The sequence below is a fragment of the Sphaerisporangium sp. NPDC005289 genome, assembly GCF_040607455.1.
In the GTDB taxonomy this organism is placed as follows: domain Bacteria; phylum Actinomycetota; class Actinomycetes; order Streptosporangiales; family Streptosporangiaceae; genus Sphaerisporangium; species Sphaerisporangium rhizosphaerae.
The window spans coordinates 1-18,459 of record NZ_JBEXGS010000048.1; the positions used below are offsets into that span (position 1 = coordinate 1).

14 protein-coding genes are annotated in these 18,459 nt (G+C 71.1%); 7 read left to right on the forward strand and 7 right to left on the reverse strand.

Features of this window, described 5'->3' with window-relative positions; genetic code table 11:
- Both ABZT47_RS39765 and ABZT47_RS39770 read left to right on the forward strand, forming a co-directional pair.
- The coding region (locus tag ABZT47_RS39765) for a phospholipid carrier-dependent glycosyltransferase (RefSeq protein ID WP_354853825.1) at positions 1 to 1,048 on the forward strand (1,048 nt) is incomplete at its 5' end.
- Between the two features lie 133 nt (positions 1,049 to 1,181).
- Positions 1,182 to 2,504, forward strand: coding sequence for a hypothetical protein (locus tag ABZT47_RS39770; protein WP_354853829.1), 1,323 nt, complete (start codon positions 1,182 to 1,184; stop codon positions 2,502 to 2,504).
- Between the two features lie 70 nt (positions 2,505 to 2,574).
- Here ABZT47_RS39770 and ABZT47_RS39775 read toward each other — a convergent pair whose 3' ends face one another.
- The 3 genes from ABZT47_RS39775 to ABZT47_RS39785 form a co-directional block, all read right to left on the reverse strand.
- Positions 2,575 to 2,865, reverse strand: a complete 291-nt coding sequence (locus tag ABZT47_RS39775) for a hypothetical protein (RefSeq protein WP_354853832.1) — start codon at positions 2,863 to 2,865, stop codon at positions 2,575 to 2,577.
- 159 nt (positions 2,866 to 3,024) lie between these two features.
- On the reverse strand, positions 3,025 to 3,588 hold the full coding sequence (locus tag ABZT47_RS39780) for a hypothetical protein (RefSeq protein ID WP_354853835.1): 564 nt from the start codon (positions 3,586 to 3,588) through the stop codon (positions 3,025 to 3,027).
- Between the two features lie 188 nt (positions 3,589 to 3,776).
- A complete protein-coding gene (locus ABZT47_RS39785) occupies positions 3,777 to 5,165 on the reverse strand; it encodes a hypothetical protein (protein WP_354853838.1) in 1,389 nt (462 codons plus the stop codon).
- A 196-nt stretch (positions 5,166 to 5,361) separates the two neighbouring features.
- Here ABZT47_RS39785 and ABZT47_RS39790 point away from each other — a divergent pair, with 196 nt between their 5' ends.
- A complete protein-coding gene (locus tag ABZT47_RS39790) occupies positions 5,362 to 6,009 on the forward strand; it encodes an SRPBCC family protein (RefSeq protein WP_354853841.1) in 648 nt (215 codons plus the stop codon).
- 200 nt (positions 6,010 to 6,209) lie between these two features.
- Here the strand turns inward: ABZT47_RS39790 and ABZT47_RS39795 are convergent, their stop codons facing one another.
- Positions 6,210 to 7,007, reverse strand: coding sequence for an NAD-dependent epimerase/dehydratase family protein (locus ABZT47_RS39795; protein ID WP_354853844.1), 798 nt, complete (start codon positions 7,005 to 7,007; stop codon positions 6,210 to 6,212).
- Positions 7,008 to 7,028: 21 nt separating this feature from the next.
- Positions 7,029 to 8,273, reverse strand: coding sequence for a Gfo/Idh/MocA family oxidoreductase (locus ABZT47_RS39800; RefSeq protein ID WP_354853846.1), 1,245 nt, complete (start codon positions 8,271 to 8,273; stop codon positions 7,029 to 7,031).
- Positions 8,274 to 8,379: 106 nt separating this feature from the next.
- Between ABZT47_RS39800 and ABZT47_RS39805 the strand changes: the two genes are divergently transcribed.
- On the forward strand, positions 8,380 to 8,970 hold the full coding sequence (locus ABZT47_RS39805; RefSeq protein WP_354853848.1) for a TetR/AcrR family transcriptional regulator: 591 nt from the start codon (positions 8,380 to 8,382) through the stop codon (positions 8,968 to 8,970).
- A gap of 91 nt (positions 8,971 to 9,061) precedes the next feature.
- Here the strand turns inward: ABZT47_RS39805 and ABZT47_RS39810 are convergent, their stop codons facing one another.
- On the reverse strand, positions 9,062 to 10,471 hold the full coding sequence (locus tag ABZT47_RS39810) for an endo-1,4-beta-xylanase (RefSeq protein WP_354853851.1): 1,410 nt from the start codon (positions 10,469 to 10,471) through the stop codon (positions 9,062 to 9,064).
- A 272-nt stretch (positions 10,472 to 10,743) separates the two neighbouring features.
- On the opposite strand from ABZT47_RS39810, the gene ABZT47_RS39815 reads away from it, so the two are divergent.
- Positions 10,744 to 11,232, forward strand: a complete 489-nt coding sequence (locus ABZT47_RS39815; protein ID WP_354853854.1) for a helix-turn-helix domain-containing protein — start codon at positions 10,744 to 10,746, stop codon at positions 11,230 to 11,232.
- Positions 11,233 to 11,269: 37 nt separating this feature from the next.
- Positions 11,270 to 12,937, forward strand: coding sequence for an MFS transporter (locus ABZT47_RS39820; RefSeq protein WP_354853857.1), 1,668 nt, complete (start codon positions 11,270 to 11,272; stop codon positions 12,935 to 12,937).
- 99 nt (positions 12,938 to 13,036) lie between these two features.
- On the opposite strand, the gene ABZT47_RS39825 is transcribed toward ABZT47_RS39820, so the two are convergent.
- Positions 13,037 to 14,851: a CocE/NonD family hydrolase gene (locus tag ABZT47_RS39825; protein WP_354853860.1), complete on the reverse strand. Its 1,815-nt coding sequence runs from the start codon at positions 14,849 to 14,851 to the stop codon at positions 13,037 to 13,039.
- Positions 14,852 to 15,196: 345 nt separating this feature from the next.
- Here ABZT47_RS39825 and rpoB point away from each other — a divergent pair.
- A partial coding sequence (gene rpoB, locus ABZT47_RS39830; protein ID WP_354853863.1) for a DNA-directed RNA polymerase subunit beta occupies positions 15,197 to 18,459 on the forward strand: 3,263 nt, incomplete at its 3' end.

Here is an 18,459-nt window from a genome sequence, read left to right on the forward strand (position 1 = left end):
CCGCACGGCGCTGCTGGATGTGTTCCTGATGTTCTGGGTGTTGTGCGGGTTCGCCTGCCTGGTGGTCGACCGTGACCGCTCCCGCGAACGCCTGGCGGACTGGTACGAGACCTCGCCGTTGAACGCGAGCGGACCGTGGCTCGGCATGCGCGGCTGGCGGATAGCGGCGGGGGCGTGTCTCGGCGCCGCGTGCGCGATCAAGTGGAGCGGCATCTTCTTCCTGATCGCCTTCGCGATCATGAGCCTGGTGTGGGACGCCGGAGCCCGCCGGGCGGTCGGGCTGCGCCGCCCGTTCTCCGGCATGTTCCGCCACGACGTGCCCACCTCACTGGTCGCGGTGGCCGTGGTGCCCGCGCTGACCTACATGGCCAGTTGGACCGGCTGGTTCGCCACCGCCTACGGCTACGGCCGGAACTGGACCCAGGCCACCTCCAGCGGCTGGGTGTACTTCGTCTTCAACTCGCTGCGCTCCTGGTGGGACTACCAGTGGATGGTCCTGAGCTTCCACACCGGGCTGAACTCCACCCATCCTTACCAGTCGTGGCCCTGGCAGTGGCCGCTGCTGCTGCGCCCGGTGGCCTTCTTCTACGAGAGCCCCACCGGCGGCTGCAAGGCGGACAAGTGCTCCCAGGCCGTGCTCGGGGTCGGAACCCCCATCATCTGGTACGGCGCCGTGGTGGCGCTGATCGCGCTGATCGCCTGGTACGTCGCCACCCGCGACTGGCGGGCCGGCGCGGTGCTGCTGGCCTACGGCGTCGGCTGGCTGCCGTGGGTCTACTACGCCATCGCCGACCACCGCACCATGTTCCTGTTCTACACCGCCCCCATGCTGCCGTTCATGATCCTGGCGCTGACGCTCGCGGCCGGGCTGCTCATCGGGCCGGCCAACGGCGCCAATCCGAGGCGCAGGATCATCGGAGCCGCGCTTTCGGGTGCCTTCGTGCTCGTGGCCCTGGTTAACTTCTGGTGGCTGTACCCCGTTATCGCCGCCGAGATCATCCCCTACGACGATTGGCACCGGCGCATGCTCCTCGACCGCTGGATATGACCCCGGACATGATCCCCCTGATCGTTACAACCAAGCCCTTCTGCTCTTTCCGGTCTTACAGGTAGGTGACGTGGAAATCGTCCGTGGCGGTGGTCGTCGTCAGGGCCCGGCCCTATACGGCAGACTGCGAAGCATGCCCGCACCCGACGTCGCCGCGCTCCTCACCGAGCTCGAGCGCTCCGATCCGGAGGTCGCCGACGACGCCCGGGTGGCCGTCGAATGGCTGACCGGCGGCGAGCCGTTAGAAACGATCACCCAGCTCGATGTGTGCGAGTTCCTCTGGTACACCCTCCCCCTGAAGGTGACCGGCGAGCACGGCGATCTCGCCCTGGCTCTGGGCCGGCTGCTGCGGCTGGGCGGCATGGAGCGCTACGCCGAGCTGTGCACCTCCCCGGTCACCGCGCGCATCCTGCGCACGTACGCGCGCGGCGGCGAGGACGCCGGGACGGCGGCCTACCAGCGCGCGCTGAACGCCACCGGCGTCCTGCCACCCGACGTGCCCGAGCTGCACTGGAGCTCGATCATGGGCCCCGAGGAGCTCGGCGCCCACCTCGCCTGCTCGGCGGCGCTGGAGCTCGCCGTCGTCTCCGGCGAGCTCGTGCCCGCCGCGAGCGATTGGAAGTCCCAGGCCGAGGCGCTCACCCGCCGCTGGCTGACCGCCCCGCGCACCGAGCTGGGCGGCGACAACTGGGTCAACCGCGTGCACGGCGAGCGGCTCAACCGCTGGGTGCTCGGCCGGGGCGCCGCCCGCCGCGACCTGGCGCAGCCGTTCGAGGTGCGCCTGCACGCGCCGATCCCGGTCCCCGACGGCCCGCAGTTCCCCGCTCTGCGGTGGCTGCTCGAACTGGCCGCCCTGCCCGCCGGCGTGCCGCTCACCAAGCAGCACAACATCGCCCGCGCCGTGGTCGTCGAGGCGGCCGAGCGGTTCGGCTGGGAGATGGCGGGCACCCGCAGCGAGGGCGGCGTGGCGGCGCTGCGTGCCCTGCGCCGCATCGCCGAGCGCGAGCTCGGCGCGGTCTCCCGCGCCGGCCGGGCCCTGGTGCTGACGCCGACCGGGCGCCGGCTGCTGGACGACCCCGCCGCCCTGTGGCAGGCGGCGGCTCCCGCCCTGCTGACGCCCGCGACGGGCGAGCGCGAGATGGAGATGTCGGTGCGCGAGGTCGGGCTGATGCTCCTGGTCGAGCGCGACGACCTGCCGTGCGGCCCGCTCACCGAGCGCGTCACCGAAGTCGTGGTCGGCGAGGGCTGGCGGACGACCACCCCGGCCGACGTGGCGGCGCCGCTGGTGGAGCTGCGCCACCGCCTGGAGGCGCTGCACCTGTGCGCCCCCCGCGACGACCGGCCCTCCCCCGAGGAGGCCGTCCCCGTCACCCTGACCCCGGCCGGGCAGGCCGCCGCTCTCACGGCCCTGCGCCGGCAGGCGCTGCGTCCCCGCAAGTACGTCACCCTCAACTGAGCCGGGCCGGCCGCGTGCCAGGTGGCGCGCGGCCGGTGGCCGCCGCGGTGGGGCGATCGCGGACGTGCGCCTAGATCCCCGCGGTCATGCGGCGGCCCATGCGCTCTTCCTGGCGCATCTCCTCTTCGGGGCGCCCGGACATGATCTCCTGGCGGGTCTCCTCGATGCGCAGGGCGACGCCGATGGCGAAGAACGTCGGCGCCCACTCACCGACGAACAGGCCCCAGCGGTCGGCGCGGGCGATGTCCTGCTCCATCTCTTTGGACAGCATCCACGAGACGAACGACGCGCCGACGGAGATCAGACCGGCCGTGTACATCATGCCCGACCGGATGCCCATTCTGTTGAGTGCCCTGATCATATGCCCCCCTTGATAACGGCGTGTTGACGCTACCTTCCTACCCTTCGTCGTGGCCCGTAATGATTGGCGCGAGATAAGGACGATAAGGGGCACTTTGGCGCCAGTCGCCGGATTTGCCGATATATTATGGAAAGCGGAGAAAGTGTCGCGTTATACCGGCTATTCCGTGACCAGGAAATCGGCGAGCACCCGCAGAGCGCTGAAGACGCCGTCCTCGACCCGGCCGCGCGCCGACACCGACATGACCGCGAAATCGACCGGGACCAGCACAAGGTAGACGTGCCATACCGGCCGCCCGGCCGGGCTCCAGGCGAGCCGCGAGCCCAGCGCGAGCGCCGTCCAGCAGTGCGCACGCTCGTCGAGGCGGACCTCGCCCTGGTAGAAGTAGCCGCCCTCGCCGGGCAGGTCGCCCGCCACGCGGTCGTACGAGCCGGCGGGTTCCCGCATGATCACCGCGACGCGTTCGCCCTCGTCGACGACGCCCTGGTAGCTGCCCCCGAGATCGATGCGCGGGCGGCCGCCCATGTGGTCGACGGCGTAGGAGACCTCGGGGAAGGTGACGGCGGCGCCGCCGCCGGGCCGCACGAGCGCGCGGGACGGCGGCTGATCGCACCACGACGGGGAGGCGGAGGCCACCGGAGGACCGGAGGAGATGGGCGCCGCGGCGGAGTCGCCGATGGCCGAGACGATGAGCACCATGGCGATCATTACCAGGACCGGCACGGCGAGACGCGGCCATCCCGATCTCCCGCGGCCTGCGTTGTCGGCTGTCGCCACTCGGACCTCCGGCCGGCTTCGACGCGTGGCGGCGTGAATTGCCTCTGACGGCGCCCCGGCGAGGCGGCGCGCCTCCACTGTGGCACGCCGCGCGCGGCCCTCACCCGGTATTCCGGAAAGCGGCCTCCGGTGATTTACAGGCTCTTGAGATACGCGAGGGACGGCATAAAGAAATACTCGCCGCCTTTCATCGTGACGGTCTGCGGCGCCTGCTGTTGCGGCGCGCCGTGCTGCTCGCTCCCCCACGCCTTGGGGAAGCTCACCTTGCCCTCACGACGGCCCTGCCCGATCACCGGATCGTGGCCGGTCCCCTCCACGGGGAAGCCGGAGTTGTCGGCCCACGCCTGCTGGGTGAACTCGAACTGGGACTGCAGGCTCGCGTTGAACGCCATGAACAGCAGGCCCACCCCGCCGGTCGGGCGAGTCCGCGGCGGCGCGTCATCCCAGGGGATGTCGGTGCGCGCGCCGTAGGTCTGGCCGCGCCGGGCCATCATCACCCCAAGGACGCGCTCGAGGCCGCCGTCCTTGGAGTCGCGCGGGTTGGTCTTGCGGATGTGCGCGCTGAAGGGGCACTTGGCGCCGTCCGGGTCGTCGCGGTAGCTGAAGTCGTTCTGCACCGGGTGGCCGTCCGAGCTGGGCCTGCCGTGGAGCCGCAGCGGCGTGCCGTTGCGGAACCGGCCGACCAGCAGGGCCCCGGCGAGCGCCCGGTCGGCTCCGGCGAGCCCGAGCGCGTCGGCCAGGTCCTCCTCGGCCTGCCGGAACGCCCGCACGTTCTGCTCCAGCTTCCGGAACACCAGGTAGCTCCCCATGTGCCGGGCCGGCTTGGGCGCCAGCGGGTCGGCGACCAGGATGTGGCTCAGCGGGAAGAACGGCGTCCAGTTGTGGCCGGGCTCGGCGGCCACCTGGTCGGCGAGGAACAGCGGCTGGCTGCGGCCGTCGATGTAGCCGAAGTGCTCGATGCCGTTGCCCTGCGCGTTGCGCAGCCCGTGGCCGCTCTCCTCGCCGACGATCGTCGCGGTCGCGGGCAGCAGCGCCAGGACGCGCTCGCGGGTGGCGGTGACCGTGGCCTCGGTGGCGTCGCCGATGAGCACGACCGCGTGGATCTCCCTTCGGTACGGCGCCTCCCAGGCGCTCACCGGCGGGTCGCTCAGCGTGTCCGTGCGCCGCTTGAGTCCGGATTTGAAGGCGTTGTCGGTGAACCCGGTGGTGGAGTGGCCGAGTTTGAGATAGCCGAGCTTGCTGATGCCCACTCCGACGTACGGGGTGCCGGGGGCCTGCGTGCCGTTGAAGGCGCGGACCTCCGCGAGGTGCGTCCTGGCCGACTTCACCAGCGGCACCAGGCCGTGGAGGAACCGCCTGCCGTCGGCGCCGTCGCCGAAGCTCACCAGCAGCACCGACAGGTGCTCGCGGACGTGCGCCTGCAGGATGTTGGCCTGCAGGTTGTCGAGCATCGCCTTGGTGTCGGCGTCCAGGCCAGGCGCGTCCCAGGCGAGCGGTTCGCCGTTGGCGAGGTTCACTGGCATGTCGGTCCTTCCCCGTTCTGCGTCTCGGTCGTGTCCTCCGATAAGAGTCGTCTTCCTCGACAAAGGTTCGATGTACGGCGAATCGCCATGGAGTTGCCCCGGCCGGGCCGATGCCGTCTTTGACCAACAGCGGGCGGAATGCCGCTTACATGCGATAGAAGATCTATTGCACCTACTGTCCCCCCTTGAGGTACATGTGAGAAAGCTTCTTCAGGTTCTCGCGGCTCAGCTCTTCGCCGCGGCCTTCGTCCTCACCGCCCTGTCCGGCGGCGCCCACGCCGACACCACGCCCACCGACGCCGAACTGGCCGCGGAGTGGCAGACCGCGTGGGACACCTACAAGTTCTACGACGCCTCGCCGCCCCCGCTCCCGGGATCGGGGCGCACCCGGCAGAGCCAGACGATCTCCATCACGATCAACGCCCCGGCCCAGCAGGTCTTCACGGCGTACTCCAACATCAACAACCACATCGGCCGGGCGGCGTTCCTCACGCGGGTCTCCACCCACCGCGACTGGCGCCAGAGCGGCGTCCGCTACATCGACTTCACCGCGATCGAGGACATCCCCTACCAGGGAACGATCGTCTCCTCCCACACCCACGCCCAGCAGCGTCTCCACGAGGCCGAGCTGTTCTACGAGACCGACACCTGGTCGCTGCCCAACGTCGTCACCCACCAGCGCATCAGCTTCACCGTGCAGAAGGACGGCGGCACCAAGGTCACCGAGCGCCTGACGTTCGACGCGGACGACGCGCTGATCGACTTCGTCGTCGCCAACGGCGTAGCCTCGCACCAGCAGACCCAGACCGCCATCAAGCAGGCCATCGAGAGCGGCCAGCTCTGACCCCCCGCCGGGCGGGGCGCCCGTCATGGCCGCCCCGCCCGGCACCACCATCGGCCCCACCACCGTGGGGCCCGCGCCGTGGAATCCCCTTCGACACCGGCCATGCCGTGGACGCCGTTCCCCGCCGTTCCCGCCGTTCCCGCCGTTCCGCGCCGTTCCCGCCGTGCCCCGCCGGCCCGCGGTGGAGGTCCGATCGCCGGTCAGGCGGTGAGGTGGGCGATGACCGAGGTGTGCCGCGGGGTCCAGCCGAGCAGCTCGCGGGTCTTGGCGGCGGAGACGTCCTGGTCACGGGTGAACAAGTCCGCCAGCGGCCCCAGCTCCGCCTTCGCCTCCTCCACAGGCCACGACGACGCCCTTCCCCCGCCGAGCGCCCGCGCGATCGCGTCGAGGCGGGCCGTCTCGGCCATGCCGTGCCAGACGGTGCCGGGCGCGGCACTTCTCACGACGGCCACATACAGGTCGGACAGGTCGTCCACGTGCACGACCGGCCAGCGCACCCCTGGCTCACCGATGTACACGCCACCTCCCCGCTCGGCCGCCTTGGCGGCCAGCAGCCCGTGGACCAGGCCCCCGCCGTGGCCGTACACCAGACCCGGGCGGATCACCCACCCGCCGGCCGCCAGCACCCGGCGCTCGACCTCCGGCCGCCAGGCGGCGATGGGGTGCGGGGCGGGCGGACTGTCCTCGTCCACGGCACCCGCCCCGAGGACGGCCGCCCCCGTCGTGTAGACCACAGGGCTGCCGGCGGCGAGCAGGGCGTCCACCCCGGCCAGGTCCGCCTCGGCGCCGAGCGGCGGTCCGGCGTGCACCACGCGGTCGAACCCCGTCGCGGCGCCGGTCAGCGAGGCCGGGTCGGCAAGGTCGGCGGTGACCGCCGCGTACGGCGGGTTCGCCGCACCCGGGCGGGTCAGCGCCACGACCTCGTGCCCGGCCCCGGCCAGCGCCGCGGCCACGCGTGTCCCGATGTAACCGGTGGCGCCGATGATCAAGATCTTCATGAAGGACGACTCCTCGCGAGGTCAGGGGGCGATGATCTGGCGGACGCCGGTCCGCGCGGCGTTCTCGATGGCGGCGAGCAGGCGGTGCAGCCGCACGGCCGTGTGGAAGGAGGGATGCGCCGGCCGTCCCTCGGCGAGCGCCGGGGCGATCCGCCGGTAGAACGCGGCGACGTTCACCGCGGGGCCGGCGGGCACGCCGCGCGGCACCGAGCCGGCCGCCTGACCGCCTCCGGCACCGCTCCCCCGCCCCGAACCGCCACCGCCGTCCCCGTTCGAGATACCGCCGTGCGCACTTCGGGTACCGCCGTCCGGCCGGGTGTCGCCGTCGGCGTGCGCTCCCACGGTGAACGGGCCGCCGTGGACGCCGGCGGAGGTGGCGTAGGCGACCGTCCAGTCGGCCCAGTGCGGGTACACCCCCGGCCGCGCCGGAGCGGCCGTCAGGGTCCCCTCCGACCCGCTGATCTTGAGGTGGAACCCGTCGGGCGATGCCGCGTCGCCGCCGTGCACGATCACCGCGCCGATCGCCCCACCCTCCAGTGGGCCGTGCACGGCCACGTGGTCGGGCACCGCGTTGGGCACCGTCTCGCCGGTCCCGATCACCTCGACGCGGGGGCGCCGGTAGCCGAGCGTGGCGGTGACCTCGGTGAACGGGCCGGCTATGCCCTCGACCACGGCCAGGAAGTGCCCGGCCATCACGGTCAGCAAGTTGGTCCCGGCAGCGGGGTCGGTGCTCCAGGCGAGCTCCGGCGCGATGCGGGCCCCGCCGAGGGAGTCGCCCGCGGCCACCAGCGTGATCGACTCCAGCCGGCCGATGCGTCCCTCGGAGAGGAGGTCGGCGACGAACCCGGCCGCCGGCGAGTGGACGCCCTGCAGGACGACCGCGTGCACCACGCCGGCGTCGGCCGCGGCGGCGGCCAGCTTCTCGGCCTCGTCCACGTCCACCCCGAGCGGCCACTCGCACACGACGTGCTTGCCGGACGCGAGCGCCGCCCGTACCGCCTCCCCGTGGTCGGGCGCCTTCACCACGACGGCGACCACGTCGACCTCCGGATGCGCGGCCAGCTCGCCGGCGCCCGCGAAGGCGTGCGGTATCCCGAACTCCGCGGCGGTGCGCCGGGCGGTGTCCGGCCTCGTCGTCGCGACGGCGGTGACCGCGTACTCCTCCAGATTGAGCAGCGCGGGCAGGTGCGCGGCCGTTCCCCAGCCCCGGCCGGGACTCGCGCCGACGACGCCGACGCGAATCGGTCTTCCAAGCCTTCGACCCATTGATCCGCCTCCTCCTGTTTTGTATCGAGCGGTATGAAACTAGCCCGGCCCGGAAAGCGGCGTCAACGGGTAATGTACTGACAGGTACGAAATCTGGGAGGCGCACATGCCCGGAGGACGCCCGCGCGCGTTCGACCCCGACACCGCGCTCGACTGCGCCCTGGAGGTCTTCTGGCGCCAGGGGTACGAGGGGACGGCCATCTCCGACCTCACCGCGGCCATGGGCATCAACCGCCCGAGCCTCTACGCCGCGTTCGGCAACAAGGAGGACCTGTTCCGCAAGGTCCTGGACCGCTACATCGAGGGACCGGGCGGTTTCGCGGCCCGCGCCCTCGACGCCTCCCGGGCACGGGAGGTCGCCGAGCGCATGGTGTACGGAGCCGTGGAGCTGACCTCGGGCACCGGCACGCCCCGGGGGTGCCTCAGCGTGCGCTGCGTCCAGGCATGCGGGCCGGAGGCCGAGCCGGTCAGAGACGAGGTCGCGGCGCGCAGGAAGGCGGGCGAGATGGCCTTGCGGGCACGTTTCGAACGGGCCCGGGATGAAGGCGATCTGCCGGCCGACAGCGACCCTGCCGACCTGGCCCGCTTCGTCCACGCCGTCACCGACGGCATCGCCGTCCAGGCCGCCTCGGGCGCCGGTCGCGAGGATCTCCTGCGCGTCGCCGAGATCGCCCTACGCGCCTGGCCCTCCTCCTGACCCCCTGGCACACCGGGCCCCGGACGGGTCACCGTCCCCCCTGAGCCCGAGCGCGCGCCGGACGGGCCGCCCGGCCGGCCGCGACGCGCGGTCAGCCGGCGGTGCAGGTGTAGCCCGAGGGCAGCGAAGGGTCGCCGTTAGGGCGGCTGCCCCAGAACCCGAACGTCGTGGCGGCGCCCGGGGCGAGCGAGGCGTTGCGGGCGGTGCCGCGGGCGGTCACCGTCCGCCCGGCGGTGGTGAGGGACGCGTTCCACGACCTGGTGACGGCGTGCCCGGCCGGCAGGGTGAAGGTGACCGTCCAGCGCGTGATGGACGAGCCGCCGGTGTTGGTCACGGTGACCGGCCGGACGATGTAGCCGCCGCTCCACCGGCCCGACGTGGTGGCGCTGACGCCGCAGGCCGCGGTTGGCGGCGTCCCGGAGGGCGTCGGCGTCGGCGTGGGGGTGGGAGTCGTGGCGTCGGTCAGCGCGGCGAGCACCGCGTCGTAGGCGGGCTTCTTGCCGTAGGCGCCGTCGAACAGCAGCGGGGTGCCGCCGGCGCGCCAGGAGTACTTGTCGGTGACGCCCCATACGGTGATGCCGGTGCAGCGCGGGACCGCCAGGCAGGCGTTGACCACCTTGCGGTACCCGTCGGCCTGGGCGCCGCCCGAGCCCTCGATGTCCAGCTCGGTGATCTGCACGTCGACGCCGAGCGCGGCGAACCGCTCGATGGTGCGCTGATAGTTACCCGGCACCGGCGCCTGGCCGTTGAAGTGCGACTGCAGGCCCACGCAGTCGATCGGCACGCCGCGCGCGGTGAAGTCCTGGACCATGGCGTACACCGCCCGGGTCTTGGCGGCGTCGGCGTCGTCGATGTTGTAGTCGTTGTAGCAGAGCTTGGCGTCAGGGTCGGCCGCCCGGGCGGTGCGGAAGGCCTCCTCGATGAAGCCGTCGCCGATGCGCCGCTGGAACATCGAGTCGCGGCGGGCTCCGCTGCCGTCCAGGAACGCCTCGTTGACCACGTCCCAGGCGTAGATCTGGCCCTTGTAGTGGTTCATCACGCCGGTGATGTGGTCGTTCATCGCCGCGCGCAGCTCGTCAGCCGACGTCAGGGTGCTCATGTACTGGGGGAGCCCGGAGTGCCACACCAGTGTGTGCCCGCGCACCCGCTGGCCGTGCTCGCGCGCCGAGGCGACGATGCGGTCGCCCTGGACGTAGGTGAAGGAGCCGCGGGCCGGTTCCACCGCGTCCCACTTCATCTCGTTCTCGGGCGTGACCATGTCGAACTCGCGGTTCAGCACGGTCGTGTAGTCGGCTTCGCCCAGATGGGCGGCGGCGACGGCCGCTCCGAAATAGCGGCCCCGCGCCTCGGCCGACGCACCGAGCGTGCTCGCCGCGTCGGCGGGCCCGGACAGGGCGAGCAGTCCCGCGCCGAGGGCGGCGACCAGGCCGATGACGAACGCGCTTCGAGCGCCTGGCTGCCGTTTCCGGTGCCCGCCGGGCGGGACGGCCTTGTCGATCATCGCTGTTCCTCCACCTGGAACGCTGATCGTCGGCAGGAGAGCGCCGCTCGCGAGCCAGTCTGTGAAGGGTCCTCCAGAGGCGTCAACGACCGCCAGAGAGCTTTCGGGCCGATCGCCCCTCCTGGCCTGGTGGCGCCACGTGCGCCTCTGACCGGCATCGAAAGTTTCAGCTTCCGGGCTTCACCCCGTCGGCGGTCATCTGACCATGAGCGGCCATAGCCAGGCGATGCCCGCCTGACTATACCTGGAGCTAGCCAGAGTACAATCCCCCCATGGCCATGATCCTGGAAGGACCCCTCGCCGACAGGGCGAGCTGGCGGGCCGATCGCTGCTCGATCGGCAAGGCCATGGACGTGATCGGCACCCGGTCGGCGATCCTCCTGCTCCGGGAGGCGTACTACGGGACGACGCGGTTCGACGACTTCGCCGAGCGGGTCGGCATCACCGACGCGGTCGCCTCCGCGCGCCTCAAGCAGCTCGTCGAACTCGGCGTCCTGGACAAGCGCCCGTACCGCGAGCCCGGCAAGCGCACGCGTTACGAGTACGTGCTGACGGCGATGGGCAAGGACCTCTTCCCCGCGGTGCTCGCGCTCATGCAGTGGGGCGACAAGTACCTCCAGCCCGACGGCGGCCCCGTCCGGGTGGTGGAACGCCAGACCGGCGCGCCCGTCACCATCAGGCCGCGCGACGAGGCGGGCCGGGAGCTCGGGCTCGACGACCTCGTCATCGTCCCCCACGACCCGGGGCCGACCCAGGGCTGACTTTGCTAAACCATAGCTAGATGGCTATGGTTCGGGCATGCCCTTCTCCGACCCCGCCACCCGCACCGGCCCATCCCGCATGGGCGCCGGCATCCCGAGCTCGGACACCGCCGTCGCGGGTCCGGGCATGCCGGGCTCACGCGCCCCCGGCGCCGGAGCGCGCCCGGCCGGCGCGCGCACCGCCTCTCTCCCCGCCTCGAACGCGCGGCGCTGGATCAGCCTGGTCGTGGTGTGCCTGGGCATGATGATGGCGTTCTTCAACATCTCCGCCACGCTGACCGCGCTCACCGAGATCCAGGCCGACCTCCAGGCGTCCGCCACCACCACCGTGTGGATCACCAGCGCGTACAGCCTGCTGGTCGCGAGCCTCGTGCTGTCGGCCGGCACGATCGGAGACCGGCTCGGCCACCGCCGGACGTTCTTCACCGGCGCGCTCGTCTTCACCGCGGGCAGCGCGCTCGCCTTCGCGTCGAGCGGCGCCGCGGCCCTCATCCTCGCGCAGGCCGTCATGGGCGTCGGCGGGGCGATCATCCTGCCCACCAGCCTGTCGACCGTCAGCCACACCTTCACCCGGCCGCACGAGAGAACGGCGGCGATCGGCGTCTGGGCCAGTTGCTCCGGGCTGGGCCTGGCGATCGGCCCGGTCACCGCGGGCCTGCTGCTCGCCTCCTTCCCGTGGCACGCGGTCTACCTGCTCAACGTCGTGACGGGAGCCCTCGTGCTCGCCCTGACGTTCCCGCTGGTCATCCCCACCGGGGGCGTCGCACGACGCCTGGACGTCGCCGGTCTGGCCCTCGGGACGCTCACGGTCGGCGCGCTGGTCTTCACGATCATCCAGGGCGGCTCCGCCGGGTACACCAGCCCGGCGATCATCACCGGCTACGTCCTCATCACGCTCGCCCTGGCGGGCTTCGTCGCGGTCGAACTGCGCGCCGCCCAGCCGATGGTCGACGTCCGCCTGTTCCGCTCGGCGTCGTTCAGCGCCGTGCTGGTGTCCGCCACCGCGTCCCTGTTCGGCTTCACCGGCATCGCCCTGCTCAACGTCCTGTACCTCCAGCGGGTCCAGGGACGCACCCCGCTGACGGCCGGCGTGTTCCTCATGGTCATGTTCGTGACCTACATCGTGGTCAGCGCCCTCGCCCCGCTGCTGGTCAAGCGCGTCGGCTTCAGGATCACCCTCACCGCCGGGCTCGTCCTCGGCGCCGCGGGCGCGCTGCTGCTCCTGCTCAGCCCTCCCTCCGCCGGCTTCGGCCCGGTCTGGCCCGGCCTCCTGCTCTTCGGCGCGGGCACCGGCCTGCTCGTCGCCCCCTCCACGGCCGCCGCCGTGATCAGCGTTCCGCACGAGCGGGCCGGCATGGCCAGCGCCATCGTCAACATGTTCCGCCAGCTCGGCTCCGTGCTCGGCGCCAGCGTGCTCGGCACAGTCCTGACCTCGAGGTTCGCCGCAGGACTCCCCGCCCGCCTCGACGCGGCGGGCGTGCCCGCCGAGGTCTCACGCCAGGTGATCCAGGCGGCCGCGAACGGCGCGAGCGGCCGGCCCCCCGCCGGGCTGGCCGTCCCCATCCACCACGCGATCGCGGGAGCCCTCACCGCCGCCGCCCACACGGGCTTCGTCGTGGTCGCCGCCGCCTTCCTCGCCGTGGCGCTCCCCACCGTCCTGCTCGTCCGGCACCGCCCCGCCCCCGCCACCCCGGCGGCCCGCTGAGCCCACCGGCGGTCCCGCTACAGGGAAGCCGGATCCGCGACCCCCGGCCTCGCGATGGAGGGCCGGGTGCCCGGCATGGGGTGCCGGGCACCCGGCCGGTCAGCTCTTGGAGATCTTCAGCGGGAAGGTGGCGGGACCCACGTCGCCGAGGGCGGTGGTGTTCGCCGCGAGGTACTGGTCCAGGTACGGCGAGCGGTCACCCTGGGTCGGCACGTCGGACCTCGGATCCTGCACCTCCAGGGACAGCCGCGCGTCCGACACCTTGATCGTGTTGCCCGAGGGCACGTCCAGCCAGCGGTTGGAGTCGATGGTGCCGATCTGCACGCCCAGGCGGTGCCCCCGCTCGAAGGTCCAGTCGGTGGACTTCAGCTTGAACGCGACCGTTCCTCTGCCCTCCAGCAGGGCGACGTTCTCGTCGAACATCGTCGCCGTGCCGTCCGGGGCGACGTCCCACAGGCGGACCATCACGTTTCCGCTCGCACCGGCGTTGAACCTGATCTTCGGCGTACCGGTGAGCCGCAGCTTCCGGAAGGCGGGCGTGGACCACGTCCAGAAGCTCGCGGTGGCCGCGGCCCCCTGCCTGGCCGCCGCGTTGTTCCTCTCGGCGCCGGTCAGCGACTCGATCCGCGGCGCCCGCTCCATGTCCCAGCGGTCGCGTTCGGCCGCGGCGGCCGGGGGAGCCGCCGAGCCGCCGTCGTCGACGTACCGACCGGAGGAGAGCCGCGCGTCGTACGAGGTCGTGATCACCGGCCAGGTGCTCTGGGCGCGCCAGGCGCCGAGGCCGTCCTCGATGGCGTACGCCGGGTCGCTCACCGCCGGGTCGGCGCCGCGCAGGTACTGGTCGTAGAACCGCATGACCTCGTCGAACCAGCCGGCACGTCCCTGCGACAGCCGGCCGGAGGCGTCGGTGTCGTTGCCCCGCACGTGCTCCCACTGGCCGAGCCAGCCGCGTTCCCGGCCGTGGTGGTTGCCGAGGTACACCTCCATGTCCTCGGGCTTGGTGTTGGGCTCGATGAAGCCCTGGGTGACGAACAACGGCGTGCCGGTGCCGGCCGCCCGGGCGGCGAGGTCACGGGCGCGCCAGTACGCCGAGCGCGGGTCGGGGTCGTTGTTGTTGGTCATGTTGTCGCTGAGGCACTCCGGATGGCTCGCCTCGTACTGGGCGTTCGCCTTGTACCGGTCGCTGTCGTCGGCCAGCGCGGGGATCGTCGCGATCGAGTTGTACGCCGCCGGGGTCCCGATGACGTTGGGGCGCGGGACCTTGTTGCTGAACAGGTAGTTGTACATGTTCCAGACCGGCTCCTGCGCGACGACCGCCTTCAGGCTTCTCCGCTTGAGGTTGTTGCCCACCAGTCCGGTGACGGCGTCGTACGACTTGCCGTACATGCCGACCTTGCCGGTCGACCAGGGCTGGCCGGCCGCCCAGTCGATGGCGGCACGGACGTCGGCCTGCTCGCCGGGGCCGACCCAGTCCAGGCACCCGGTGCTGCCGCCGAAGCCGCGCAGGTCGACCATCACGAAGGTGTAGCCGCGTGCCATGAGGCCGGCGCCGTTGACGAAGTCCTGGAAGCGCGCCGACGGCCCGACCCTGTCCCAGCCTTCTGGACCGGTCTGCCCGGCGTGCGCGAAGTAGGGCCCCACGGAGAGGATGACCGGGGTCTTGGCGTCGGCCGGCAGGCCGGCCGGACGCAGCACGTCGGCGTGCAACTCGACGCCGCTGCCGTCCGAGGAGGGGAAGTACGCCTCCGTCCACGCGGCGCCCTCGGGGACCCGCGGGTTCTGCTCGTGGGTGACCGGGTCCCCGGGCGCCGGTGCGGCCTGGGCCGCCGCCGGTGATCCCCCCGCGGTGAGGGTGGCGATGGTGACCAGCGCTCCGGCCGCGACGGCGGTCGGCGCCTTCCCGCGAATGTTCATTGACACTCCCGTGATCTCTGGATGCCATGGGAGAGTAAATGATTTTGTTAGCGATTTGTCGGCAGTTATCCGTCCGGTTAGTACTTCGTACCGGTGGCGGCGATCCGCGCGCCGGGTGAAGTCCCCGCTCGGCGACGCTTGAGGATTGACAAGCAGAGTGGCGTACGTCATCATGAAGTTGCGCCCGGAAGGATAGGGCCTGCGTAAGCGTGGACAAATTCGATTAGAGCGAGTACGCTCATCTCTCCACGCTGCCTTCTCGTCGACCCGCTCCGCTCGCTCACGTTGCGAGGTCGTCTGGCGTGCGTGCAGTCAGCCCGCCGCGAGCCCTCGGAAGGACATCTGTTGGCAGCCTCGCGCAACGCATCCGCCGTACCCGCCGGTCCCCGTCGCGTCTCTTTCTCGCGCATCCAGGAGCCTCTGGAGGTTCCCGACCTTCTCGCCCTGCAGACCGAGTCGTTCGACTGGCTGCTGGGCAACGAGAGATGGAAGGCCCGGGTCGAGGCGGCTCTTCAGGCCGGGCGCAAGAACGTCCCCGCCCAGTCGGGCCTCGAGGAGATCTTCCACGAGATCAGCCCGATCGAGGACTTCGCGGGGACCATGTCCCTGTCGTTCCGCGACCACCGGTTCGAGCCGCCCAAGTACTCCGTCGATGAGTGCAAAGACAAGGACATGACCTTCTCCGCCCCGATGTTCGTCACGGCGGAGTTCATCAACAACACCACCGGTGAGATCAAGAGCCAGACGGTGTTCATGGGCGACTTCCCGCTCATGACGCCGAAGGGCACCTTCATCGTCAACGGCACCGAGCGGGTCGTGGTCTCCCAGCTCGTCCGCTCCCCCGGCGTGTACTTCGAGCGCAACGTCGACAAGACCTCCGACAAGGACCTCTACGGGTGCAAGGTGATCCCTTCACGGGGATCCTGGCTGGAGTTCGAGATCGACAAGCGCGACAGCGTCGGTGTGCGCGTCGACCGCAAGCGCAAGCAGCCGGTGACCGTGCTGCTCAAGGCGCTCGGCTGGACCAACGACCAGATCCTCGAGCGGTTCGGCCGGTACGAGTCGATGCGCGCCACCCTGGAGAAGGACCACACCTCCGGCCAGGACGACGCCCTGCTCGACATCTACCGCAAGCTGCGCCCGGGCGAGCCGCCGACCAAGGAGTCCGCCCAGACGCTGCTGGAGAACCTCTACTTCAACCCCAAGCGCTACGACCTGGCCAAGGTCGGCCGCTACAAGATCAACAAGAAGCTCGGCTCGGACACCGACATCAACGTCACCGTCCTGACCGAGGACGACATCGTCGCGATGGTCGAGTACCTGGTGCGGCTGCACGCCGGCGAGGAGTCGGACGGCCTGCCGCTGGAGGTCGACGACATCGACCACTTCGGCAACCGGCGGGTGCGCAACGTCGGCGAGCTGATCCAGAACCAGGTCCGGCTGGGCCTGGCCCGCATGGAGCGCGTCGTCCGTGAGCGCATGACCACGCAGGACGTCGAGGCGATCACGCCGCAGACCCTGATCAACATCCGCCCGGTCGTGGCGGCCATGAAGGAGTTCTTCGGCACCTCCCAGCTGTCGCAGTTCATGGACCAGACCAACCCGCTGTCCGGTCTGACGCACCGGCGGCGGCTGTCGGCGCTCGGTCCGGGCGGTCTGTCGCGTGAGCGGGCCGGCGTGGAGATGCGCGACGTGCACCCGTCCCACTACGGCCGCATGTGCCCGATCGAGACGCCCGAAGGCCCGAACATCGGCCTCATCGGCTACCTCGCCTGCTTCGCCCGGCTCAACGCCTTCGGCTTCGTCGAGACGCCCTACCGCAAGGTCGTGGACGGCCGGGTCACCGAGGAGATCGCCTACCTGACCGCCGACGAGGAAGACCTGTACGTGATCGCCCAGGCGAACTCCCCGCTGTCGGCGGACGGCGGGTTCGCCGAGGGGCGGGTGCTGGTGCGCACCAAGGGCGGCGAGTTCGAGTACGTCCGCTCGACCGAAGTGCACTACATGGACGTCTCGCCGCGCCAGATGGTGTCGGTGGCGACGGCGATGATCCCGTTCCTGGAGCACGACGACGCCAACCGCGCGCTCATGGGCGCGAACATGATGCGCCAGTCGGTGCCCCTGCTCAGGAGCGAGGCCCCCCTGGTCGGAACCGGCATGGAGTACCGCGCGGCAACCGACACGGGCGACCTGATCAGCGCCCAGAAGGCCGGCGTGGTGGAGGAGGTCTCGGCCGACTACGTCACGATCGCCAACGACGACGGCACGAGCACGACCTACCGGCTGGCGAAGTTCAAGCACTCGAACCAGGGCACGAGCTTCAACCAGAAGCCGATCGTGGCCGAGGGCGACCGGGTGGAGATCAACCAGGTCGTCGCGGACGGTCCGTGCACCGACAACGGTGAGATGGCGCTCGGCAAGAACCTCCTGGTGGCGTTCATGCCGTGGGAGGGGCACAACTACGAGGACGCGATCATCCTGTCCCAGCGGCTGGTGCAGGACGACGTGCTGTCCTCGATCCACATCGAGGAGCACGAGGTCGACGCCCGCGACACCAAGCTGGGCCCTGAGGAGATCACCCGGGACATCCCGAACGTCTCCGAGGAGGTCCTGGCCGACCTCGACGAGCGCGGCATCATCCGCATCGGCGCGGACGTGGTGCCCGGTGACATCCTGGTCGGCAAGGTCACGCCCAAGGGTGAGACCGAGCTGACGCCGGAGGAGCGGCTGCTGCGCGCGATCTTCGGTGAGAAGGCCCGCGAGGTCCGCGACACCTCCCTGAAGGTCCCGCACGGTGAGACGGGCAAGGTCATCGGGGTGCGGGTCTTCTCGCGCGAGGAGGGTGACGAGCTTCCTCCCGGTGTGAACGAGCTGGTCCGGGTGTACGTCGCCCAGAAGCGCAAGATCACCGAGGGCGACAAGCTGGCGGGCCGGCACGGCAACAAGGGCGTCATCTCCAAGATCCTGCCCGTGGAGGACATGCCGTTCCTGGAGGACGGCACCCCGGTCGACATCATCCTCAACCCGCTGGGCGTGCCCGGCCGGATGAACGTCGGCCAGGTCCTGGAGACCCACCTCGGATGGATCGCCGCCCGCGGCTGGGACATCACGGGGGTGCAGGAGGCCTGGGCCGAGCGGCTGCGCGACAAGGGCTTCGAGAGGGTCGAGCCGCGCACCAACATGGCCACCCCGGTGTTCGACGGCGCCCACGAGGAGGAGATCGTCGGCCTGCTCGACAGCACCGTCCCCAACCGTGACGGAGACCGGCTGGTGCAGCGCGGAGGGAAGGCCCGGCTGTTCGACGGCCGCAGCGGCGAACCGTTCCCCTATCCCATCGCGGTCGGCTACATCTACATCCTCAAGCTGCTCCACCTGGTCGACGACAAGATCCACGCCCGCTCGACCGGTCCGTACTCCATGATCACCCAGCAGCCGCTGGGCGGTAAGGCCCAGTTCGGCGGCCAGCGCTTCGGCGAGATGGAGGTCTGGGCCCTTGAGGCCTACGGAGCCGGCTACGCGCTGCAGGAGCTGCTGACCATCAAGTCCGACGACGTTCTCGGCCGCGTGAAGGTCTACGAGGCCATCGTCAAGGGCGAGAACATCCCCGA

What these genes read in the sequence shown, in the direction of transcription:
- ABZT47_RS39770 (WP_354853829.1), top strand. Translation starts at nt 1,182, where the DNA reads ATGCCCGCACCCGACGTCGCCGCGCTCCTCACCGAGCTCGAGCGCTCC.
- ABZT47_RS39775 (WP_354853832.1), bottom strand. Translation starts at nt 2,865, where the DNA reads ATGATCAGGGCACTCAACAGAATGGGCATCCGGTCGGGCATGATGTAC.
- ABZT47_RS39785 (WP_354853838.1), bottom strand. Translation starts at nt 5,165, where the DNA reads ATGCCAGTGAACCTCGCCAACGGCGAACCGCTCGCCTGGGACGCGCCT.
- ABZT47_RS39795 (WP_354853844.1), bottom strand. Translation starts at nt 7,007, where the DNA reads ATGAAGATCTTGATCATCGGCGCCACCGGTTACATCGGGACACGCGTG.
- ABZT47_RS39800 (WP_354853846.1), bottom strand. Translation starts at nt 8,273, where the DNA reads ATGGGTCGAAGGCTTGGAAGACCGATTCGCGTCGGCGTCGTCGGCGCG.
- ABZT47_RS39805 (WP_354853848.1), top strand. Translation starts at nt 8,380, where the DNA reads ATGCCCGGAGGACGCCCGCGCGCGTTCGACCCCGACACCGCGCTCGAC.
- ABZT47_RS39810 (WP_354853851.1), bottom strand. Translation starts at nt 10,471, where the DNA reads ATGATCGACAAGGCCGTCCCGCCCGGCGGGCACCGGAAACGGCAGCCA.
- ABZT47_RS39815 (WP_354853854.1), top strand. Translation starts at nt 10,744, where the DNA reads ATGGCCATGATCCTGGAAGGACCCCTCGCCGACAGGGCGAGCTGGCGG.
- ABZT47_RS39820 (WP_354853857.1), top strand. Translation starts at nt 11,270, where the DNA reads ATGCCCTTCTCCGACCCCGCCACCCGCACCGGCCCATCCCGCATGGGC.
- ABZT47_RS39825 (WP_354853860.1), bottom strand. Translation starts at nt 14,851, where the DNA reads ATGAACATTCGCGGGAAGGCGCCGACCGCCGTCGCGGCCGGAGCGCTG.